The sequence below is a fragment of the Pseudomonas sp. P5_109 genome, from assembly GCF_034009455.1.
Classification (GTDB): Bacteria; Pseudomonadota; Gammaproteobacteria; order Pseudomonadales; family Pseudomonadaceae; genus Aquipseudomonas.
On sequence record NZ_CP125380.1, the window covers coordinates 1,150,971 to 1,170,808 of the forward strand.

Genomic DNA, 19,838 nt, shown 5'->3' on the forward strand with positions numbered 1-19,838 from the left:
ATGTTACGTACAATCAACTTCATGGGCGTTCGCAACTTCGCGTTCGGCGTCACATTGTTCCTTACGGCGCTGGCCTTGTTCAGTGTCGCCACCAAGGGCATGAACTGGGGCCTGGACTTCACCGGCGGTACGCTCATCGAGCTGACCTACGAGCGTCCGGCCGACGTCACCCAGGTGCGTGAGCAACTGGTTAAATCGGGTTATCACGAAGCCATCGTGCAGAACTTCGGTGCCACCACCGACCTGCTGGTGCGCATGCCTGGCGAAGACCCGCAACTGGGTCACCAGGTAGCCGAAGCCTTGCAGAAGGTCGGCGGCGAGAACCCGGCGACGGTCAAGCGCGTCGAGTTCGTCGGCCCGCAGGTAGGTGAAGAGCTGCGCGACCAGGGCGGCCTCGGCATGCTGATGGCGCTGGGCGGCATCCTGATCTACCTGGCTTTCCGCTTTCAGTGGAAGTTTGCGGTCGGTGCGATCGTTTCCCTGATCCACGACGTGATCGTGACCATCGGTATCCTGTCGTTCTTCCAGATCACCTTCGACCTGACGGTGCTGGCAGCGGTACTGGCGATCATCGGTTATTCGCTCAACGACACCATCGTGGTATTCGACCGGGTTCGTGAGAACTTCCGTGTGCTGCGCAAGGCCAGCCTGATCGAGAACATCAACATCTCGACCACGCAAACCCTGCTGCGGACCATGGCGACGTCGATCTCCACCTTGCTGGCGATCGCGGCCCTGCTGTTCTTCGGTGGCGACAACCTGTTTGGCTTCTCCATTGCCCTGTTCATCGGTGTCCTGGCGGGTACTTACTCGTCGATCTACATCGCGAACGTGGTGCTGATCTGGCTGAACCTGAGTACGGAAGACCTGATTCCTCCGGTCAATACCGAGAAGGAAGTCGACGACCGCCCTTGAGGGAAAAATCCTTATAGGCTGTCATCCAAAAAAGGCGCGAGTTGAACTCGCGCCTTTTTTTGTGCTCCAAGGCTGGGAGAAGCGCGGACACGTTCCGCATGTGATGGTCCAGGAGGTTCATGTGAACAAGTCGATGCTGGTTGGTGCTGTACTGGGTGCTGTCGGTGTGACTGCCGGGGGTGCTGTGGCCACCTACAGCCTGGTTAAAAGCGGCCCGGAGTACGCACAAGTACTCGCCGTTGAGCCGGTCAAGACACAAATCAAGACTCCACGTGAAGTGTGCAAGGATGTAACGGTCACCCGGCAGGCGCCGGTGAAAGATCAACATCAGATCGCCGGTACGGTGGTCGGTGCATTGGCAGGTGGTTTGCTGGGTAACCAGATCGGTGGCGGTACCGGCAAGAAGATCGCCACGGTCGCGGGCGCTGTCGGTGGTGGTTATGCCGGCAACAAGGTGCAGGAAGGCATGCAGGAGCGTGATACCTACACCACGACCCAGACCCGCTGTAACACGGTTAACGACATCAGTGACAAGGTCGTAGGCTACGACGTGCGGTATTCGCTGGATGGCAAGGAAGGCAAGGTGCGCATGGATCGTGATCCAGGCAACCAGATTCCGGTGGATAAGGAAGGCAAGTTGATCTTGTCGCAGAATGAGCCGGCTCAGTGATCTGCTGAAGCCTGATTAAAAAGAAGCACCCTGCGGGGTGCTTTTTTTTGTGCTCGCGATCTATGCATCAGCGCAATCCCCTGTAGGAGCGAGCTTGCTCGCGAAAAACCTGAGGGCGCCGCGTTCATCCAGAATGCCCGCGTTATCGTTGACGACCATCGCGAGCAAGCTCGCTCCTACAGTGGGCGTGTGGTGTTTTTGAGGGTGATTTCCAGGCATAAAAAAAGCACCCCGAAGGGTGCTTTTTCTGTCGCGGGAAGCTTAGCGCTTCAGCGAGGCTGGCAGGTGCGGCTGGATTGCCGTCAGAACGGCCTTGAAGCATTTGGTGTTGCCGGCAACGACGTGGCCTTTTTCAAGGAAGTCGTGACCGCCGGTGAAGTCGCTCACCAGGCCGCCCGCTTCCTGGATCAGCAGTGCACCTGCCGCCATGTCCCACTCGGACAGGCCCGACTCCCAGAACGCGTCGAAACGGCCGGCAGCCACGTAGGCCAGGTCCAGGCTCGCCGAACCAGCACGACGGATGCCGGCGGTCTGGCCAACCAGGGCGCGGAACATGCCCAGGTAGTTGTCGAGGTTGTCCATCTGGTCGTCACGGAACGGGAAGCCGGTACCCAACAGGGCGCCGTCGAGGCTGGTGCGGCCGCTGACGCGCAGGCGACGACCGTTCAGTTGAGCGCCGCGACCACGGCTGGCGGTGAATTCTTCCTGGCGAACCGGGTCCAGAACAACAGCGTGCTCCAGGCGACCGCGGTATTTGCAGGCGATGCTGACAGCGAAATGAGGAATGCCGCGCAGGAAGTTGGTGGTGCCGTCCAGCGGATCGATGATCCACAGGTACTCTTCGCCTTCGATGCCGGTGCCGGCGTGCATGCCGGTCTCTTCGCCCAAGATCGAGTGATTCGGGTAAGCCTTGCGCAGGGCGTCGATGATTTTCTGTTCGGCGGCGCGATCCACCTCGGATACGTAATCCTTGGCGTCTTTTTCGTCGACCTTGATGGTATCCAGGCGCTCGATGGAGCGGAAGATCAATTCACTGGCGCTGCGGGCGGCGCGCAGCGCGATATTCAGCATGGGCTGCATGGATGTGTCACCTAAGGTTGTTAAAGAAAGCCGGGCATTCTATCAGAAAGTTTCTACAGGAGAAGGACGACGTTCGCTTTCATGGCTTAACGGTAGCTGGCGCTGTAAGATTCCGCTCCCGATTATCGTGTTCGAGAGCGCCTCCCTTGCTGCAAAACATTCGTGTCGTCCTGGTCAATACCAGCCATCCGGGCAATATCGGCGGGGCTGCGCGTGCCATGAAGAACATGGGGCTGTCGCGGCTGGTGCTGGTCGAGCCTCGCCTGTTCCCGCACCACGAGGCCGATGCCCGTGCTTCCGGTGCCGGGGACATCCTTGAAAACGCGCAAGTCGTCGCCACCTTGGAAGATGCCTTGGTCGGTTGCAACCTGGTGCTCGGCACCAGCGCTCGCGACCGGCGGATTCCCTGGCCGCTGCTCGACCCCCGCGAGTGCGGAACGAAAGTGGTCGAGGAAGCCGGGCAGGGCGCGGAAATCGCCCTGGTGTTCGGTCGTGAAGATTCCGGCCTGACCAACGAAGAGCTGCAGCGATGTCATTATCACGTGCACATCCCATCAGACCCTGAGTTCAGCTCGCTGAACCTGGGGGCGGCGGTGCAGGTGTTGGGTTATGAAGTGCGCATGTCCTGGTTGGCAGCCCAAGGGCAGCCGAGCAAGGTCGAGAAGGAAGAAGTGGCTTCGGTCAAAAGCGCTGAGCTGGCGACCATGGACGAGCTGGAACGATTCTATGAGCACCTGGAGCAGACCCTGGTGGCCATCGAATTCCTCGATCCGGAAAAGCCACGGCACTTGATGGCGCGCCTGCGCCGGTTGTACGGACGCAGCTCGGTCAGCCGGGCGGAAATGAATATTTTGCGTGGCATCCTCACGGAAACCCAAAAAGCGGCCCGTGGTGAGCTCCTTAAGCGGAAGGATTAATGATGTTCGAGCGTTTGCGTGAAGATATCCAGAGCGTATTCCACCGAGACCCGGCGGCGCGTAACGCTTTTGAAGTCCTGACCTGCTACCCCGGCATGCATGCCATCTGGATACACCGTTTGTCGTCGATGTTGTGGCGCGCGGACCTGAAATGGCTGGCGCGACTGGTGTCGAACTTCGGTCGCTGGTTGACCGGGATCGAGATTCATCCGGGTGCCAAGGTCGGTCGACGCTTCTTCATTGACCATGGCATGGGCATCGTCATCGGTGAAACCGCCGAGATCGGCGATGACGTCACCATTTATCAGGGCGTGACCTTGGGCGGTACCAGTTGGAATAAAGGCAAGCGCCACCCGACGCTGGGTGATGGCGTCGTGGTCGGGGCGGGCGCGAAGGTACTCGGGCCGTTCACTGTCGGTGCCGGGGCCAAGGTCGGTTCCAATGCGGTGGTGACCAAGGAAGTGCCGCCGGGTGCCACTGTGGTGGGTATTCCGGGGCGGATCATCGTCAAGCCCGACGTCGAGCTGGATGCCAAGCGTAAGGCCATGGCCGAGAAGATCGGTTTTGATGCCTACGGCGTCACTGAAGATATGCCGGACCCGGTGGCGCGTGCCATCAACCAATTGCTCGATCATCTGCAGGCGGTTGATGGTCGCCTGGAGGGGATGTGCGGGGCGCTGAAGGATCTGGGCAGTAATTACTGTGCGAAAGATCTGCCTGAACTGCGCGAAGAAGACTTTGCCTGTGTGAAGGACAAGGATCAGAGTCAGGTCAGCTAGACCGCGTCGCCCCCCTTCGCGAGCAAGCCCGCTCCCACAGGATTTGTGTTGTCCCCTGTGGGAGCGGGCTTGCTCGCGAAGAACGATAACTCGGTACCACTGGCTGTGCACGGCCAGCCTTTGCTATGATGCGGCCGCTCTTTTGCGGGTAAACCTGACTAAAGTGCTAGGTCTTATAGTTGACTTAAATACTCGGGAATTGCATACTCGCCCCATTCCGAACTCCGTGGTAATTGTCCATGCGACTGACTACAAAAGGCCGATACGCCGTGACCGCCATGCTTGACCTGGCGTTGCACGCGCAGCACGGGCCCGTGTCCCTGGCCGATATCTCCGAGCGCCAAGGCATCTCCCTGTCCTACCTCGAACAGCTTTTCGCCAAATTGCGCCGCAGCAATCTGGTGTCCAGCGTCCGCGGTCCAGGCGGCGGCTACCAGCTGTCCCGCGACATGCAGGGCATCCAGGTCGCCCAGGTGATCGATGCGGTGAACGAATCGGTCGATGCCACCAAATGCCAAGGCCAGGGTGATTGCCATCAAGGTGACACCTGCCTGACTCACCACTTGTGGTGCGATCTAAGCCTGCAGATCCACGAATTTCTGAGCGGTATCAGCTTGGCTGACCTTGTGACTCGCCGTGAGGTGCAAGAAGTAGCCCAGCGTCAGGATCAACGCCGTTGCAACAGCAAGGCGCCACGCCTGGACAAGATTGAAGCGTCCGCCGTCGAATGACAGCCACAGAGCTAACGGCGCGCCAGCCAGCCTGATTTAGGAGATAGTCCATGAAATTGCCGATTTACCTTGATTACTCTGCGACTACCCCGGTTGATCCGCGTGTCGCGCAAAAGATGAGTGAATGCCTGCTGGTCGACGGAAACTTCGGTAACCCGGCGTCCCGTTCCCACGTGTTCGGCTGGAAAGCTGAAGAGTCCGTCGAAAACGCTCGTCGTCAGGTGGCTGATCTGGTCAATGCCGATCCGCGCGAAATCGTCTGGACCTCCGGTGCCACCGAGTCCGACAACCTGGCAATCAAGGGTGCGGCACATTTCTACGCCACCAAAGGCAAGCACCTGATCACCACCAAGATTGAGCACAAGGCTGTCCTCGACACCATGCGCCAACTGGAGCGTGAAGGCTTCGAAGTGACCTACATCGAGCCTCGCACTGATGGCCTGGTGACCCCGGAGATGATCGAAGCCGAACTGCGCGACGACACCATCCTGGTTTCGGTCATGCACGTGAACAACGAAATCGGCACCATCAACGACATCGCAGCGATCGGCGAACTGCTGCGTTCCAAGGGCATCCTGTTCCACGTCGACGCTGCTCAGTCCACTGGCAAGGTCGAGATCGACCTGCAGAAGCTGAAAGTCGACATGATGTCGTTCTCCGCCCACAAGACCTACGGTCCTAAAGGCATCGGCGCCCTGTACGTAAGCCGCAAGCCGCGCGTACGTATCGAAGCGACCATGCACGGTGGCGGTCACGAGCGTGGCATGCGTTCCGGTACCCTGGCCACTCACCAGATCGTCGGCATGGGTGAAGCGTTCCGCGTAGCCAAGGAAGACATGGCTGCCGAGAACGTGCGCATCAAGGCCCTGAGCGACCGCTTCTACAAGCAGGTCGAGCACCTGGAAGAGCTGTACGTCAACGGCAGCCTGACCGCCCGCGTTCCGCACAACCTGAACCTGAGCTTCAACTACGTTGAAGGCGAGTCGCTGATCATGGCGCTCAAGGATCTGGCGGTTTCGTCCGGTTCGGCTTGCACCTCGGCTTCGCTGGAACCTTCGTACGTACTGCGCGCCCTGGGCCGCAACGACGAACTGGCGCACAGCTCGATCCGCTTCACCTTCGGCCGCTTCACCACCGAAGAAGAAATCGATTACGCCGCGCAGAAAGTCTGCGAGGCCGTTACCAAGCTGCGCGCTTTGTCGCCGCTGTGGGACATGTACAAAGACGGCGTCGATATCTCGAAGATCGAGTGGGCGGCACACTAACTATAGAAGCCGCCGGATACAGGTCCTGTAGCAGCGCGGCAGTAAACGCAGCGCAACTACAGGGTCTCAAGAGCGGCCCTGATGAGTGAGGATTGAGAATCATGGCTTACAGCGAAAAGGTCATCGACCACTACGAAAACCCGCGCAACGTCGGCAAGATGGACGCGGAAGATCCTGATGTCGGCACCGGCATGGTCGGCGCGCCGGCGTGCGGCGACGTGATGCGCCTGCAGATCAAGGTCAACGAAGCCGGCATCATCGAAGATGCCAAGTTCAAGACTTACGGCTGCGGTTCGGCTATCGCTTCCAGCTCCCTCGCCACCGAGTGGATGAAGGGCAAGACCCTGGACGAAGCGGAAACCATCAAGAACACCCAGCTGGCTGAAGAACTGGCCTTGCCGCCAGTGAAAATCCACTGCTCGGTACTCGCTGAAGACGCCATCAAGGCCGCCGTTCGCGATTACAAGCAGAAGAAAGGCTTGATCTGATTTTCGAGTTTTGGCGACGAGTAAGGAGTCACCGATGGCTATCAGCATGACAGAAGCGGCTGCTCGACACGTGCGGCGCTCCCTCGACGGGCGCGGCAAAGGTGAAGGGATTCGTCTGGGTGTTCGCACCACGGGCTGTTCCGGCCTTGCCTACGTGCTGGAGTTTGTCGACGAGGTGGTTGCAGAGGACCAGGTGTTCGAAAGTCACGGCGAAAAAGTGATTATCGACCCGAAAAGCCTGGCCTACCTGGACGGCACCGAGCTCGATTTCGTCAAGGAAGGGTTGAACGAAGGCTTCAAGTTCAACAACCCCAACGTGCGCGGTGAATGTGGCTGCGGCGAAAGCTTCAACATCTGAGGCTTGTCGTGGGAACTCCTTGTCATTTCGCTTTATTTGAGCTGCAACCGAGTTTCGATCTGGACCTCGACCAGCTGGCTACGCGCTACCGTGAGTTGGCGCGCAGTGTTCATCCGGACCGCTTTGCCGACGCTTCCGAGCGTGAGCAGCGGCTGGCGCTAGAGCAATCCGCGAGCCTCAACGAGGCCTACCAGACGCTCAAGAACCCACCCAAGCGCGCGCGTTACCTGCTCGCCTTGAATGGTGGCGAGCTGCCGCTGGAGGTCACGGTGCATGATCCGGAGTTTCTTCTGCAGCAGATGGAGTTGCGTGAAGAGCTCGAAGACCTGCAGGACAGCGCCGACCTCAAGGGCGTTGCCGTCTTCAAGCGTCGCCTGAAGGCTGCCCAGGATGAACTGAACCAAAGCTTCGCAGCTTGCTGGAACGATGCCGCGCAACGCGAAAAGGCCGAACGCCTGATGCGGCGCATGCAGTTCCTCGACAAGCTCACCTACGAAGTGCGCCAGTTAGAAGAGCGCCTCGACGATTAACCCAGTGCCGCTCCGGTCGCACGCCTGATATACAGATAAGTCCTGATAACGATGGCCCTACTGCAGATCGCCGAACCCGGCCAAAGTCCTCAACCGCACCAGCGTCGCCTGGCTGTGGGGATCGACTTGGGCACTACCAATTCGCTGGTCGCTGCATTGCGCAGTGGTCTTTCCGAGCCGCTTGCCGACGCAGAAGGGCGGGTCATCCTGCCGTCTGCCGTGCGCTATCACGCTGATCGCGTCGAAGTTGGCGAATCCGCCAAACTGGCTGCCGCTACCGATCCCTTGAACACCGTGCTGTCGGTCAAGCGCTTGATGGGTCGTGGTCTGTCCGACGTCAAGCAGCTTGGTGATCAGTTGCCGTACCGCTTTGTCGGTGGCGAGTCGCACATGCCGTTCATCGAGACGATCCAGGGGCCGAAAAGCCCTGTCGAAGTCTCTGCCGATATCCTCAAGGTCCTGCGTCAGCGCGCTGAAGCGACCCTGGGTGGCGAACTGGTAGGTGCGGTGATCACGGTTCCGGCCTATTTCGACGACGCTCAGCGTCAAGCCACCAAGGACGCGGCCAAGCTGGCCGGTCTGAACGTGCTGCGTTTGCTCAATGAGCCGACCGCGGCAGCCGTGGCTTACGGTCTGGACCAGCACGCCGAAGGCCTGGTCGCGATTTACGACCTGGGCGGCGGTACCTTCGATATTTCGATTCTGCGCCTGACCGGCGGTGTCTTCGAGGTTTTGGCTACCGGTGGCGACAGCGCCCTGGGCGGTGATGACTTCGACCACGCCATTGCTGGCTGGATCATCGAGAGCGCCGGTTTGTCCGCCGATCTCGATCCGGGTGCGCAGCGTCAACTGCTGCAAACCGCCTGTGCGGCCAAAGAAGCGCTGACCAATGCCCCATCGGTCGAAGTGGCCCACGGCGACTGGAAAGCCAAGCTGACCCGCGAAGCCTTCGATGCGTTGATCGAACCGATGGTCGCGCGCAGCCTGAAAGCCTGCCGTCGCGCTGTTCGTGATTCCGGTGTCGAGCTGGAAGACGTACATGCGGTCGTCATGGTTGGCGGTTCGACCCGTGTGCCGCGTGTTCGCGAAGCCGTGGCGGAAGCCTTCGGTCGTCAGCCACTGACCGAAATCGACCCGGATCAAGTGGTGGCCATCGGCGCTGCGATCCAGGCCGATACCCTGGCGGGCAACAAGCGCGACGGCGATGAGCTGCTGCTGCTGGACGTGATTCCGTTGTCCCTGGGCCTGGAAACCATGGGCGGCCTGATGGAGAAGGTGATTCCGCGCAACACCACCATCCCCGTCGCCCGCGCCCAGGACTTCACCACTTATAAAGACGGCCAGTCGGCCATGGCGATCCACGTGTTGCAGGGCGAGCGCGAGCTGATCAGCGACTGCCGCTCCCTGGCACGCTTCGAATTGCGCGGTATTCCGGCGATGGTGGCTGGCGCGGCGAAGATTCGCGTGACCTTCCAGGTCGATGCCGACGGTCTGCTCAGCGTCTCCGCGCGTGAGCTGGGTTCGGGCGTCGAGGCCAGCATCCAGGTCAAGCCGTCCTACGGCCTGACCGACGGCGAAATCGCCAAGATGCTCAAGGACTCGTTCCAGCACGCCAACGACGACAAGGTTGCCCGCGTATTGCGCGAGCAGCAGGTCGATGCCCAGCGTCTGGTTGAGGCCGTGCAGGCTGCGCTTGAAGTCGATGGCGAGCGCTTGCTCGACGCGGAAGAACGCATGGTCATCGACATGCAGGTGCAGGAACTGACCGAACTGATGAAAGGTACCGATGGTTTCGCCATCGAGCAGCAGACCAAGCGTCTGTCGCAAGTGACCGACGCTTTTGCCGCCCGTCGTATGGATTCGACCGTGAAAGCCGCGCTGGCGGGCCGCAACCTGAACGAGATTGAGGAATAACGATGCCGCAGGTCATTTTTCTGCCACACGAGAAGTTCTGCCCTGAAGGCATGGTTGTTGAGGCCGAAACCGGTACCTCCATCCTCGAACTGGCCCACGAACACCACATCGAGATGGAAAGTGCTTGCGGCGGCGTCTGTGCCTGCACCACTTGCCACTGCATCATCCGCGAGGGTTTCGACTCGCTGGAAGAGGCTGACGAGCTGGAAGAAGACTACCTTGATAAGGCTTGGGGTCTTGAGCGCGAGTCCCGCCTGGGCTGCCAGGCCAAGGTCGGTACCGAAGACCTGACCGTCGAAATTCCGAAGTACTCGCTCAACCACGCAGCCGAAGCACCGCACTGATTCAAGGAATTGTCATGAAACTCAAGTGGACTGATGTGCTGGAGATCGCGATCCAGCTGGCTGAAAGCAAGCCCGACGTGGACCCTATGTCGGTCAACTTCGTCGATCTGCGCAAATGGGTGATGGAATTGCCCGAGTTCGACGACAAGCCTGAGCATTGTGGCGAAAAGATCCTGGAGGCCATTCAGGCCAACTGGATCGAAGAACGCGACTGAGCCACGCCGCAGGTTAGGCAATACCCGAGAACCCGCGTATAATTCGCGGGTTTAATTTTTCGTAAATTACCGTTTCTGGAGTTACACCATGGCTGTTCAACGTACTTTCTCCATCATCAAGCCTGACGCCGTTGCTAAAAACGTGATCGGCGAGATCACCACTCGTTTTGAAAAAGCTGGCCTGCGCGTTGTAGCTTCGAAACTGAAGCAACTGTCCAAAGCTGAAGCTGAAGGCTTCTACGCTGAGCACAGCGCTCGTGGTTTCTTCGGCGACCTGGTTGCTTTCATGATCTCCGGCCCGGTTGTCGTTCAGGTTCTGGAAGGCGAGAACGCTATCGCTCTGAACCGTGAGCTGATGGGCGCTACCAACCCTAAAGAAGCTGCTGCCGGCACCATCCGCGCTGACTTCGCTGATTCCATCGACGCCAACGCTGTGCACGGTTCGGACTCCGAAGCCGCTGCCGCTCGCGAAATCTCGTACTTCTTCGCAGCTACTGAAGTAACCACTCGCTAAGCATTGGCTTAAGAGTGAAGGTGAATCCATGACTACATCGACTGTAAAAACTAACCTGCTGGGTCTGACTCAGCTGGAAATGGAAAAATTCTTCGACTCAATCGGGGAGAAGCGTTTCCGTGCCGGTCAGGTAATGAAATGGATTCACCACTTTGGTGTCGATGATTTCGACGCCATGACGAACGTCAGCAAGGTCTTGCGCGAAAAGCTCAAGGCTGTTGCTGAGGTCCGTGGTCCGGAAGTGGTCAGCGAGGACATCTCCAGTGACGGCACCCGTAAGTGGGTGGTGCGCGTGGCGTCCGGTAGCTGCGTCGAGACCGTGTACATTCCCCAGGGCAAACGCGGCACCTTGTGCGTTTCGTCCCAGGCAGGCTGTGCCCTGGATTGCAGTTTCTGCTCCACCGGCAAGCAAGGCTTCAATAGCAACCTCACCGCCGCCGAAGTCATCGGCCAGGTGTGGATTGCCAACAAATCCTTTGGCAGCGTCCCGGCAACCGTCGACCGTGCCATCACCAACGTGGTGATGATGGGCATGGGTGAGCCGCTGCTGAACTTCGACAATGTCGTCGCGGCCATGCATCTGATGATGGACGACCTGGGCTACGGCATTTCCAAGCGCCGTGTGACCCTGTCGACCTCCGGCGTGGTGCCGATGATCGATGAGCTGTCCAAGCACATCGACGTCTCCCTGGCGTTGTCCCTGCACGCACCGAATGACGCATTGCGTAACCAATTGGTGCCGATCAACAAGAAGTATCCGCTTAAGATGCTGCTCGAGTCGTGCCAGCGCTACATGTCGTCCCTGGGCGAAAAGCGCGTGCTGACCATCGAGTACACCTTGCTCAAGGACATCAACGACAAGGTCGAGCACGCGGTCGAAATGATCGAGCTGCTCAAGAACATCCCGTGCAAGATCAACCTGATCCCGTTCAACCCGTTCCCGCATTCCGGGTACGAGCGGCCGAGCAACAACGCCATTCGTCGTTTCCAGGATCAGCTGCATCATGCCGGTTTCAACGTCACCGTGCGCACCACCCGTGGTGAAGACATCGACGCGGCCTGTGGTCAATTGGTAGGGCAGGTGCTGGATCGCACCCGTCGCAGCGAACGTTATATCGCCGTGCGTGAATTGAACGCCGACAGCGATGTTGCTTCGAGCACTGCGAACAACAATTAAGAGAGGATCTCTATGTCCCTGCGCTTTGCGCTGCTTTTGCTGTTGGCCAGCCTGTGTGCTGGCTGCGTGCTTTCGGGTGACTACAACCCGATGAAGACCAGCAAGGGCCGTGATGAAGCGCGCGAGGCGTATGTGCAGCTGGGCATCGGTTATCTGCAGCAGGGCATGACCGAGCGGGCAAAAGTGCCGTTGAAGAAGGCGCTGGAGCTGGATGGCTCGGATGCGGATGCCAACGCTGCGCTGGGGTTGGTGTTCCAGGCCGAAATGGAGCCGGAACTGGCCGACGAGCATTACCGCAAGGCGCTGTCTTCCCGTCCCGCCGATGCACGAATCCTCAACAACTACGGCAGTTTTCTGTTTGAGCAACAGCGTTACAAGGAAGCCTACGAGCGCTTTCAGCAGGCCGCCGCCGATACCCTGTATCCTGAGCGTTCACGGGTCTTCGAAAACCTTGGCATGACCGCTTCGATGCTGGGGGAGCGTGAGCTGGCCCGGCAGCAACTGGAAAAAGCCCTGCGCCTGAACCGCCAACAGCCTCGTGCATTGCTGGAAATGGCTGAGTTGTCTTACGAAGACAGGCATTATGTGCCCTCGCGTGACTACTACGATCGTTTTAGCCTGCTCGCCGAGCAAAATGCACGTAGTCTATTGCTCGGCGTTCGGCTGGCAAAAGTGTTTGATGATCGCGACAAGGCCGCAAGCAAAGGCCTGCAACTAAAAAGACTCTATCCCGGTACGCCGGAATATCAGCAATACCTGTCGGAGCAATGATGAAAGCGGCGCATCCCGAAGTTGTAGCAGCGAATCGCGTAAACCCCGGTGAGACCTTGCGCCAGGCCCGCGAAAGCAATGGCTGGTCGCTGGCCGAAGTGGCCCTCAAGCTCAACCTCACCACCACTTCCCTGAGCAATCTGGAAGCCGGCGCTTTCGACAAGCTGCCCGGGCATACCTTTGCCCGCGGTTACATTCGCGCCTATGCCAAATTGCTCGGTATGGACCAGGCCGTTCTGGTCCAGCAATTCGATCAATCCACCGGTACCGACTCCCAGGGCAGCAATGTTCACAGCCTGGGCCGTATTGAAGAGCCGGTTCGGGTTTCCCACACCATTTTGCGAATCGTCAGCCTGCTGTTGCTGGTCGCGGTGATTGGCGGCGGTTTCGTCTGGTGGCAGGATCAGACCTCGATGCGCACCAAGGACCTGATCGGCCTGGCACCAGAGCACGTGGAAGTCGAAGGCGCCGACGGTACGACACAGATTCATCCGCTGGACGAGCCGGAAGACCAGGCCGTCGTGGAAGGTCAGGCCGAAGGCGGAACCGCCCTCGCGCTGCCACAGGCCGATGCTCCAACTGAAGCACCGGTGGAAACCCAGGCGACTGCACCAGCCGCCCCCGTAGCACCGGCCAATCCAGCCGCGCCCGTACACGCCACCGCGCCCGTTGTGGCAGCGCCAGTGACCCCGGCAACTCCGGCTCCGGCAGCTCCTGCCGCCACGGCCCCGGTGGTGACTGCACCGGTAGCCCCCGTCGCTCCTGCTCCAGCGGCAGCCGCGCCAGTGGCCGGTCAAGGCCAGGTCCAGGTGCAGTTCACCTCAGATTGCTGGACACAAGTGACCGACGGTAGCGGCAAGGTGCTGTTCAGCGGTCTCAAACGCAAAGGCGACAGCCTTGCAGTCAATGGCAAACCACCGTTCGCCGTGCGCCTGGGCTTTGCCCGCGGCGCTCAGGTCAGCTACAACGGCCAGCCGGTTGATGTCGCTCCGTTCACCAGTGGCGAGACTGCTCGCCTGAAGTTGGGTCAATAAGTCATGCACGGCGAATCTCCAATCAAACGTCGCGAATCCCGCAAGATCTGGGTCGGTAACGTGCCTGTTGGCGGCGATGCGCCTATCGCTGTGCAGAGCATGACCAATAGCGACACCAACGATGTCGCGGCCACTGTCGCGCAAATCAATCGCCTGGAAGCGGCCGGCGTCGATATCGTGCGGGTCTCCGTACCGGACATGGACGCCGCCGAAGCCTTCGGCAAGATCAAGCAGCTTGTCAAAGTCCCCTTGGTTGCCGACATTCACTTCGACTACAGGATCGCTTTGCGCGTAGCCGAACTGGGTGTTGATTGCCTGCGGATCAACCCGGGCAACATCGGTCGCGAAGACCGCGTGCGTGCGGTGGTCGATGCCGCCCGTGACCGCGGGATTCCGATCCGTATCGGCGTCAACGCCGGTTCCCTGGAAAAAGACCTGCAAAAAAAATACGGCGAGCCGACCCCGGCGGCGCTGGTCGAGTCTGCCTTGCGTCACGTCGAGCACCTTGAGCGCCTGAACTTCCAGGATTTCAAGGTCAGCGTGAAAGCCTCCGATGTGTTCATGGCCGTCGAAGCGTACCGCCTGCTGGCCAAGGAAATCGTCCAGCCGCTGCACCTGGGCATCACCGAAGCCGGTGGTTTGCGTTCAGGCACGGTGAAATCCGCCGTGGGCCTCGGTATGCTGCTCGCCGAAGGGATTGGCGATACTATCCGCATCTCGTTGGCGGCCGACCCGGTCGAGGAAGTGAAAGTCGGCTACGACATTCTCAAGTCCCTGCACCTGCGTTCCCGTGGCATCAACTTCATCGCCTGCCCGAGCTGCTCGCGGCAGAATTTCGATGTGGTCAAGACCATGAACGAGCTGGAAGGGCGCCTCGAAGACCTGCTGGTGCCGCTGGATGTCGCGGTAATCGGCTGCGTGGTCAACGGCCCGGGTGAAGCCAAGGAAGCCCATATCGGCTTGACCGGCGGCACGCCCAACCTGATTTACATCGACGGCAAGCCGTCGCAGAAACTGACGAATGACAATCTGGTGGATGAGCTTGAACGCTTGATCCGCCAGAAAGCGGCCGAAAAGGTCGAAGCTGACGCTGCCGTTATTGCGCGCGGCTGATCCCGACGACGCGCCGAACGAATTTAAGGATTTAAAGTGAGCAAGTCTCTGCAAGCCATTCGTGGCATGAACGACATCCTGCCCGAACAGACTCCCCTGTGGCGTCATTTCGAAGGCACCGTTTCGCGCCTGCTGGATAACTACGGTTACAAGCAGATCCGCATGCCGATCGTCGAGTTCACCGAGCTGTTCAAACGCTCCATCGGTGAAGTGACCGACATCGTCGAAAAAGAGATGTACACCTTCGACGACCGCAACGGCGATTCCCTGACCCTGCGCCCTGAAGGCACGGCGGCGTGTGTGCGCGCAGTGCTGGAGCACGGCATCACCGGCGGTGGCCAGGTGCAGAAGCTCTGGTACATCGGCCCGATGTTCCGCCACGAGCGTCCGCAGAAAGGCCGCTATCGCCAGTTCCACCAGATCGGTGTCGAAGTGTTCAACCTCGACGGTCCGGACATCGACGCCGAGCTGATCGTGCTGACCTGGCGCCTGTGGGGCGAGCTGGGCATCCGCGATGCGGTCAAGCTCGAGCTCAACAGCCTGGGCACCAGCGAGTCCCGTGGTCGCTACCGTGAAGCGCTGGTCGAGTACCTCTCGGCGCATCTGGACAAGCTCGACGAAGACAGTCAGCGTCGCCTGAAAACCAACCCGCTGCGGGTTCTTGATACCAAGAACGCCGACACTCAAGCGGTATTGGTCGATGCGCCGAAAATGGCCGACTACCTCGACGAAGAATCCCGTGTGCATTTCGAGGGCCTCAAGGCTCGCCTGGATGCTGCCGGCATTCCTTACGTGATCAACCCGAAGCTGGTTCGCGGGCTGGATTACTACAGCAAGACCGTTTTCGAATGGGTCACCGACAAACTCGGCGCCCAGGGCACCGTGTGCGCGGGTGGTCGTTACGACGGCCTGGTCGAGCAGATGGGCGGCAAGCCGACCGCTGGCGTAGGTTTCGCCATGGGTATCGAGCGCCTGGTGCTGCTGCTGGAAACCCTGGAGCAGATCCCGGAAGAGATCTCCCGCCAGGTCGACGTTTACCTCTGCGCCTTCGGTGAGGCCGCCGAACTGGCCGGCCTGACCCTGGCGGAACGCGTTCGTGATCAGTTGCCCAACCTGCGCCTGCAAGTGAATGCCGGCGCCGGCAGTTTCAAAAGCCAGTTCAAGAAGGCCGACAAGAGCGGCGCGCTGTATGCGCTGATCCTCGGTGACGACGAAATGGCCCAGCAAGTGGTAGGTTTCAAACCCCTGCGTGGCCAGGGCGAACAACAAAGCATTGCCTGGGATGCGCTTGCTGCACACCTGGCCACCTGCGTCGTGCAGGGTTGAAGCTGTCTAAACAGCCGAATTAGCGATTAAGGAGTATTGGGGTGTCGAGTACCGAAGACGAACAGCTGGCGGATTTGAAGGATTGGTGGTCACGCAACGGCAAGCCCCTGGTTACTGGCGGCCTGTTGGCGCTGGTCATCGTGTTCGGCTGGCAGGCGTTCCACAAGTATCAGAGCAATCAGTCGCAAGGCGCCTCGATTCTCTATCAGCAATTGCTCGAAACCACGTTGACGCCTGATGGCAAGCCTGATGCGGCCCGTGTTTCGGACCTGGCCGGCAAGCTCAACAGCGAGTTCGGCGGCAGCGCCTACGCGCAGTACGGCAGCCTGTTCGTGGCTAAAGTAGCGGTCGACAGCGGCAAGCTGGACGACGCGGCCAGCGAGCTCAAGGCCATTGTCGACAAGCCGGCCAACCCGGCGCTGGGCGAAATCGCCCGTCAGCGTCTGGCCCAGGTACTCGGCGCGCAGAACAAGGCCGACGAAGCGCTGAAGCTTCTCGAAGGCGATGCCGACAAGGCATTCCTGGCCACTCGCGAAGAGCTCAAGGGCGACCTGCTGGTGCAGTTGGGTCGTACCGATGAAGCGAGCACGGCGTATCAAAAAGCCAAGGCGGCACTGTCGGATGAAGCGGCGGTCGGTGGCCTGCAAATCAAGCTGGACGACCTGGCCAAAGGGGATGCGTGACGTGATTCGTTGGAAACATGCAGCATTGCTGGCCCTGGCCTTGTTGGCCGCGGGTTGCAGCAGCAACAGCAAAAAAGAATTGCCTCCGGCCGAGTTGACCGACTTCAAGGAAGAAGTGGTTCTGCAAAAGCAATGGAGTCGTTCGATCGGTGACGGTCAGGGCGAAACCTACAACATGCTGGTTCCGGCCATCGATGGCGATACCATCTATGCCGCCGACGTCACTGGCGTGTTGATGGCAATGGACCGCAACACCGGCGACGTCAAATGGAAGAAAGACCTTGAGCTGCCTGTCTCCGGCGCCGTTGGCGTAGGTTACGGTCTGCTCACCATCGGTACGATCAAGGGTGAAATCGTTGCCCTGGACGCCATCAACGGTGAAGAAAAGTGGCGCGCTCGCGTTTCCAGCGAAGTGCTGGCACCACCAGCCAACAACGGTGACGTTGTGGTGGTTCAGACCCAGGATGATCGTCTGATCGGCCTGGATGCCGCCACCGGCAACCGTCGCTGGATCTATGACAGCACGCCTGCGGTACTGACCCTGCGTGGCACCAGTGCGCCGATCGTGACCAACCGCCTCGCGGTGGCTGGCCTGTCCACCGGTAAAGTGGTTGCCCTGGACATCACCAACGGCGTACCGGTTTGGGAACAGCGCGTAGCGATCCCGCAAGGTCGTTCGGAGCTGGAGCGTGTGGTCGATATCGACGGTGGCTTGCTGCTGTCGGGCGAGACGCTGTATGTCGCCAGTTATCAAGGGCGCGTTGCCGCTCTGGACCTGCAAAGCGGCCGTCAGCTCTGGCAGCGCGATGCTTCCAGCTATGCCGGTGTCGCCCAGGGTTTTGGCACCGTCTACGTAAGCCTGTCTTCGGGCACCGTTGAAGGCGTCGACGAGCGTTCCACCACAGCCTTGTGGAGCAACGATTCGCTGGCCCGTCGTCAACTGTCGGCCCCGGAAGTGTTCTCCAGCTACGTTGCAGTCGGTGACCTGGAAGGTTACCTGCACTTGCTGAGTCAAGTGGACGGCCGTTTCGTCGGCCGTGAGCGCATCGACAGCGACGGCCTGCGTGCCCGTCCGCTGGTGGTGGGTGACACGATTTATGTGTATGGCAACAGCGGCAAACTGGAAGCCCTGACCATTAAGTAACGACTATGCTTGGGTTTTAACCCCAAGCGGCTTCACTTGTGTGGAAATGTGGGAGCGAGCCTGCTCGCGATGGACGTCAACGATTACGTTGATAGCCTGAATGAACGCGGTGCCTTGGCGTTTTTCGCGAGCAGGCTCGCTCCCACAGAAAAGCATTCAGTGATTGCCCCCGAGCACCAGCCGCTGCCTCGCAGCGGCTTTTGTATTTTCTGAAATAACGAAGTGGAGAGCCGCATGGTTCCCGTAATCGCCCTGGTGGGCCGACCAAACGTCGGCAAGTCCACCTTGTTCAACCGCCTGACCAGGACTCGTGACGCCATCGTCGGCGACTTGTCCGGTCTGACCCGTGATCGCCAGTACGGTGAGGCCAAGTGGCAAGGGCGTTCCTACATTCTGATCGACACCGGCGGTATCTCCGGTGACGAACACGGTATGGACGAAAAGATGGCCGAGCAGTCGCTGCTGGCCATCGAAGAAGCAGATGTCGTGCTGTTCCTGGTAGATGCCAAGGCCGGTTTCACCGCCGCCGACCAGATGATCGCCGAGCATTTGCGTAAACGTAACAAGCGTTCCTTTGTGGTTGCCAACAAGGTCGACAACATCGACCCTGAAATGGCCCGCGCCGAATTCGCTCCGTTGGGCATGGGCCATGCGATTCCGATCGCCGGTGCTCACGGTCGTGGCATCACCCAGATGCTGGAAATCGCCCTGAGTGACTTCCCGAAGGACGACGACGAGCTGGAAGAAGGCGAGGAAGAAGTCGTCGCCGAAGGCGAGGAAGCCAAGCGCATTCCTGGCCCAAGCGAAAAAGACGGGATCAAGATCGCGATCATCGGCCGTCCGAACGTCGGCAAGTCGACCCTGGTCAACCGCATGCTCGGCGAAGACCGGGTAATCGTCTATGACCAACCCGGCACCACCCGCGACAGTATCTACATCCCGTTCGAGCGTAACGACGAGAAGTACACGCTGATCGACACCGCCGGTGTGCGCAAGCGCGGCAAGATCCACGAAGAAGTCGAAAAGTTCTCCGTGGTCAAAACCCTGCAAGCGATCAAAGACGCCAACGTGGTGATCTTCGTGATGGACGCCCGCGAAGGCGTGGTGGACCACGACCTCAACCTGCTGGGCTTCGCCATTGAGTCGGGTCGTGCGCTGGTCATCGCGATCAACAAGTGGGACGGCATGACGCCGAGCGAGCGCGACTTCGTGAAGGTCGAGCTGCAGCGTCGACTGTTCTTCGTCGACTACGCCGACATCCACTTCATCTCGGCCCTGCACGGCACTGGCGTGGGCAACCTCTACGCGTCGGTACAGAACTCGTTCAAGTCCGCGGTTACCCGCTGGCCGACCAGCCGTCTGACCCAGATCCTCGAAGACGCGGTCAGCGAGCATCAGCCGCCGATGGTCAACAGCCGTCGGATCAAGCTGCGTTATGCCCACCTTGGTGGCGCGAACCCGCCGATCATCGTGATCCACGGTAACCAGATCGAGAAAGTGCCGAAGTCGTATGTGCGCTATCTGGAAAACACTTACCGCCGTGTTCTGAAGCTGGTCGGTACGCCGATCCGCATCGAGTTCAAGGGTGGCGAGAACCCGTACGAAGGCAACAAGAACACGCTCACCGACCGTCAGGTCAACAAGAAGCGTCGCTTGATGTCGCACCACAAGAAGGCCGACAAGAAGCGCCGCGACAAGCGCTGATTCCAAGCCCTCACACTCTCTTGTGTGGGAGGCTTGTTGTGGCGAGGGGGCTTGCCCCCGTTCGGCTGCGCAGCAGTCGCAATACCTGCAAGTGCGGTCTGCCAGACACACCTAGATTGCAGGATTGGGGCCGCTTCGCGACCCAGCGCGGGCAAGCCCGCTCGCC

22 protein-coding genes are annotated in these 19,838 nt (G+C 59.8%); 21 read left to right on the forward strand and 1 reads right to left on the reverse strand.

Going from position 1 to position 19,838, the window contains the following annotated elements; all coding sequences use genetic code 11:
- Both secF and QMK54_RS05035 read left to right on the forward strand, forming a co-directional pair.
- The gene (gene secF / locus QMK54_RS05030) at positions 1-915 is read left to right on the forward strand and encodes a protein translocase subunit SecF (RefSeq protein WP_110660599.1); all 915 of its coding nucleotides are present in this window, start codon (positions 1-3) and stop codon (positions 913-915) included.
- A 121-nt stretch (positions 916-1,036) separates the two neighbouring features.
- Complete coding sequence (locus QMK54_RS05035; RefSeq protein WP_103394284.1) at positions 1,037-1,585, forward strand: glycine zipper 2TM domain-containing protein; 549 nt, start codon at positions 1,037-1,039, stop codon at positions 1,583-1,585.
- A 261-nt stretch (positions 1,586-1,846) separates the two neighbouring features.
- Here the strand turns inward: QMK54_RS05035 and suhB are convergent, their stop codons facing one another.
- Positions 1,847-2,665, reverse strand: a complete 819-nt coding sequence (gene suhB / locus QMK54_RS05040; protein WP_008053258.1) for an inositol-phosphate phosphatase — start codon at positions 2,663-2,665, stop codon at positions 1,847-1,849.
- Positions 2,666-2,811: 146 nt separating this feature from the next.
- Between suhB and trmJ the strand changes: the two genes are divergently transcribed.
- From trmJ to der, 19 genes are all read left to right on the forward strand, one after another.
- On the forward strand, positions 2,812-3,582 hold the full coding sequence (gene trmJ, locus QMK54_RS05045) for a tRNA (cytosine(32)/uridine(32)-2'-O)-methyltransferase TrmJ (protein WP_103394285.1): 771 nt from the start codon (positions 2,812-2,814) through the stop codon (positions 3,580-3,582).
- Positions 3,583-3,584: 2 nt separating this feature from the next.
- On the forward strand, positions 3,585-4,361 hold the full coding sequence (gene cysE, locus QMK54_RS05050) for a serine O-acetyltransferase (RefSeq protein WP_223595341.1): 777 nt from the start codon (positions 3,585-3,587) through the stop codon (positions 4,359-4,361).
- A 239-nt stretch (positions 4,362-4,600) separates the two neighbouring features.
- Positions 4,601-5,092, forward strand: a complete 492-nt coding sequence (gene iscR / locus QMK54_RS05055; RefSeq protein WP_007903581.1) for a Fe-S cluster assembly transcriptional regulator IscR — start codon at positions 4,601-4,603, stop codon at positions 5,090-5,092.
- A 50-nt stretch (positions 5,093-5,142) separates the two neighbouring features.
- Positions 5,143-6,357: an IscS subfamily cysteine desulfurase gene (locus tag QMK54_RS05060; RefSeq protein WP_008057730.1), complete on the forward strand. Its 1,215-nt coding sequence runs from the start codon at positions 5,143-5,145 to the stop codon at positions 6,355-6,357.
- A gap of 101 nt (positions 6,358-6,458) precedes the next feature.
- Complete coding sequence (iscU, locus tag QMK54_RS05065) at positions 6,459-6,845, forward strand: Fe-S cluster assembly scaffold IscU (protein ID WP_028620148.1); 387 nt, start codon at positions 6,459-6,461, stop codon at positions 6,843-6,845.
- 34 nt (positions 6,846-6,879) lie between these two features.
- Positions 6,880-7,203 (forward strand): iron-sulfur cluster assembly protein IscA, encoded by a 324-nt coding sequence (gene iscA / locus QMK54_RS05070; protein WP_003227904.1) that lies wholly within the window; start codon positions 6,880-6,882, stop codon positions 7,201-7,203.
- Between the two features lie 8 nt (positions 7,204-7,211).
- Entirely contained in the window at positions 7,212-7,733 is a 522-nt protein-coding gene (hscB, locus tag QMK54_RS05075) for a co-chaperone HscB (RefSeq protein WP_110660597.1), read from the forward strand.
- Positions 7,734-7,784: 51 nt separating this feature from the next.
- Positions 7,785-9,647 (forward strand): Fe-S protein assembly chaperone HscA, encoded by a 1,863-nt coding sequence (hscA, locus tag QMK54_RS05080; RefSeq protein ID WP_223595171.1) that lies wholly within the window; start codon positions 7,785-7,787, stop codon positions 9,645-9,647.
- Positions 9,648-9,649: 2 nt separating this feature from the next.
- The gene (gene fdx / locus QMK54_RS05085) at positions 9,650-9,991 is read left to right on the forward strand and encodes an ISC system 2Fe-2S type ferredoxin (protein ID WP_060543107.1); all 342 of its coding nucleotides are present in this window, start codon (positions 9,650-9,652) and stop codon (positions 9,989-9,991) included.
- A 14-nt stretch (positions 9,992-10,005) separates the two neighbouring features.
- A complete protein-coding gene (gene iscX, locus QMK54_RS05090; protein WP_320402167.1) occupies positions 10,006-10,206 on the forward strand; it encodes a Fe-S cluster assembly protein IscX in 201 nt (66 codons plus the stop codon).
- 88 nt (positions 10,207-10,294) lie between these two features.
- Complete coding sequence (gene ndk, locus QMK54_RS05095; protein ID WP_007916882.1) at positions 10,295-10,720, forward strand: nucleoside-diphosphate kinase; 426 nt, start codon at positions 10,295-10,297, stop codon at positions 10,718-10,720.
- A gap of 28 nt (positions 10,721-10,748) precedes the next feature.
- Positions 10,749-11,897: a 23S rRNA (adenine(2503)-C(2))-methyltransferase RlmN gene (gene rlmN, locus QMK54_RS05100; protein ID WP_110660898.1), complete on the forward strand. Its 1,149-nt coding sequence runs from the start codon at positions 10,749-10,751 to the stop codon at positions 11,895-11,897.
- 12 nt (positions 11,898-11,909) lie between these two features.
- Complete coding sequence (pilW, locus tag QMK54_RS05105) at positions 11,910-12,668, forward strand: type IV pilus biogenesis/stability protein PilW (protein ID WP_110660897.1); 759 nt, start codon at positions 11,910-11,912, stop codon at positions 12,666-12,668.
- A complete protein-coding gene (locus tag QMK54_RS05110; RefSeq protein WP_110660896.1) occupies positions 12,668-13,702 on the forward strand; it encodes a helix-turn-helix domain-containing protein in 1,035 nt (344 codons plus the stop codon). Before pilW ends, QMK54_RS05110 begins: the two co-directional genes overlap by 1 nt.
- A 3-nt stretch (positions 13,703-13,705) precedes the next feature.
- Positions 13,706-14,815 carry a flavodoxin-dependent (E)-4-hydroxy-3-methylbut-2-enyl-diphosphate synthase gene (ispG, locus tag QMK54_RS05115; protein ID WP_003185136.1) on the forward strand — a complete coding sequence of 370 codons (1,110 nt, stop codon included), beginning with the start codon at positions 13,706-13,708 and terminating at the stop codon, positions 14,813-14,815.
- 36 nt (positions 14,816-14,851) lie between these two features.
- On the forward strand, positions 14,852-16,141 hold the full coding sequence (gene hisS / locus QMK54_RS05120) for a histidine--tRNA ligase (protein WP_110660895.1): 1,290 nt from the start codon (positions 14,852-14,854) through the stop codon (positions 16,139-16,141).
- Positions 16,142-16,182: 41 nt separating this feature from the next.
- Positions 16,183-16,824, forward strand: coding sequence for a tetratricopeptide repeat protein (locus QMK54_RS05125; RefSeq protein ID WP_110660894.1), 642 nt, complete (start codon positions 16,183-16,185; stop codon positions 16,822-16,824).
- Positions 16,817-17,968, forward strand: coding sequence for an outer membrane protein assembly factor BamB (gene bamB, locus QMK54_RS05130; RefSeq protein ID WP_223595189.1), 1,152 nt, complete (start codon positions 16,817-16,819; stop codon positions 17,966-17,968). The genes QMK54_RS05125 and bamB overlap by 8 nt, the downstream gene beginning before the upstream one ends.
- A gap of 234 nt (positions 17,969-18,202) precedes the next feature.
- Positions 18,203-19,672 (forward strand): ribosome biogenesis GTPase Der, encoded by a 1,470-nt coding sequence (gene der, locus QMK54_RS05135; protein ID WP_110660281.1) that lies wholly within the window; start codon positions 18,203-18,205, stop codon positions 19,670-19,672.
- Positions 19,673-19,838: the final 166 nt, after the last annotated feature.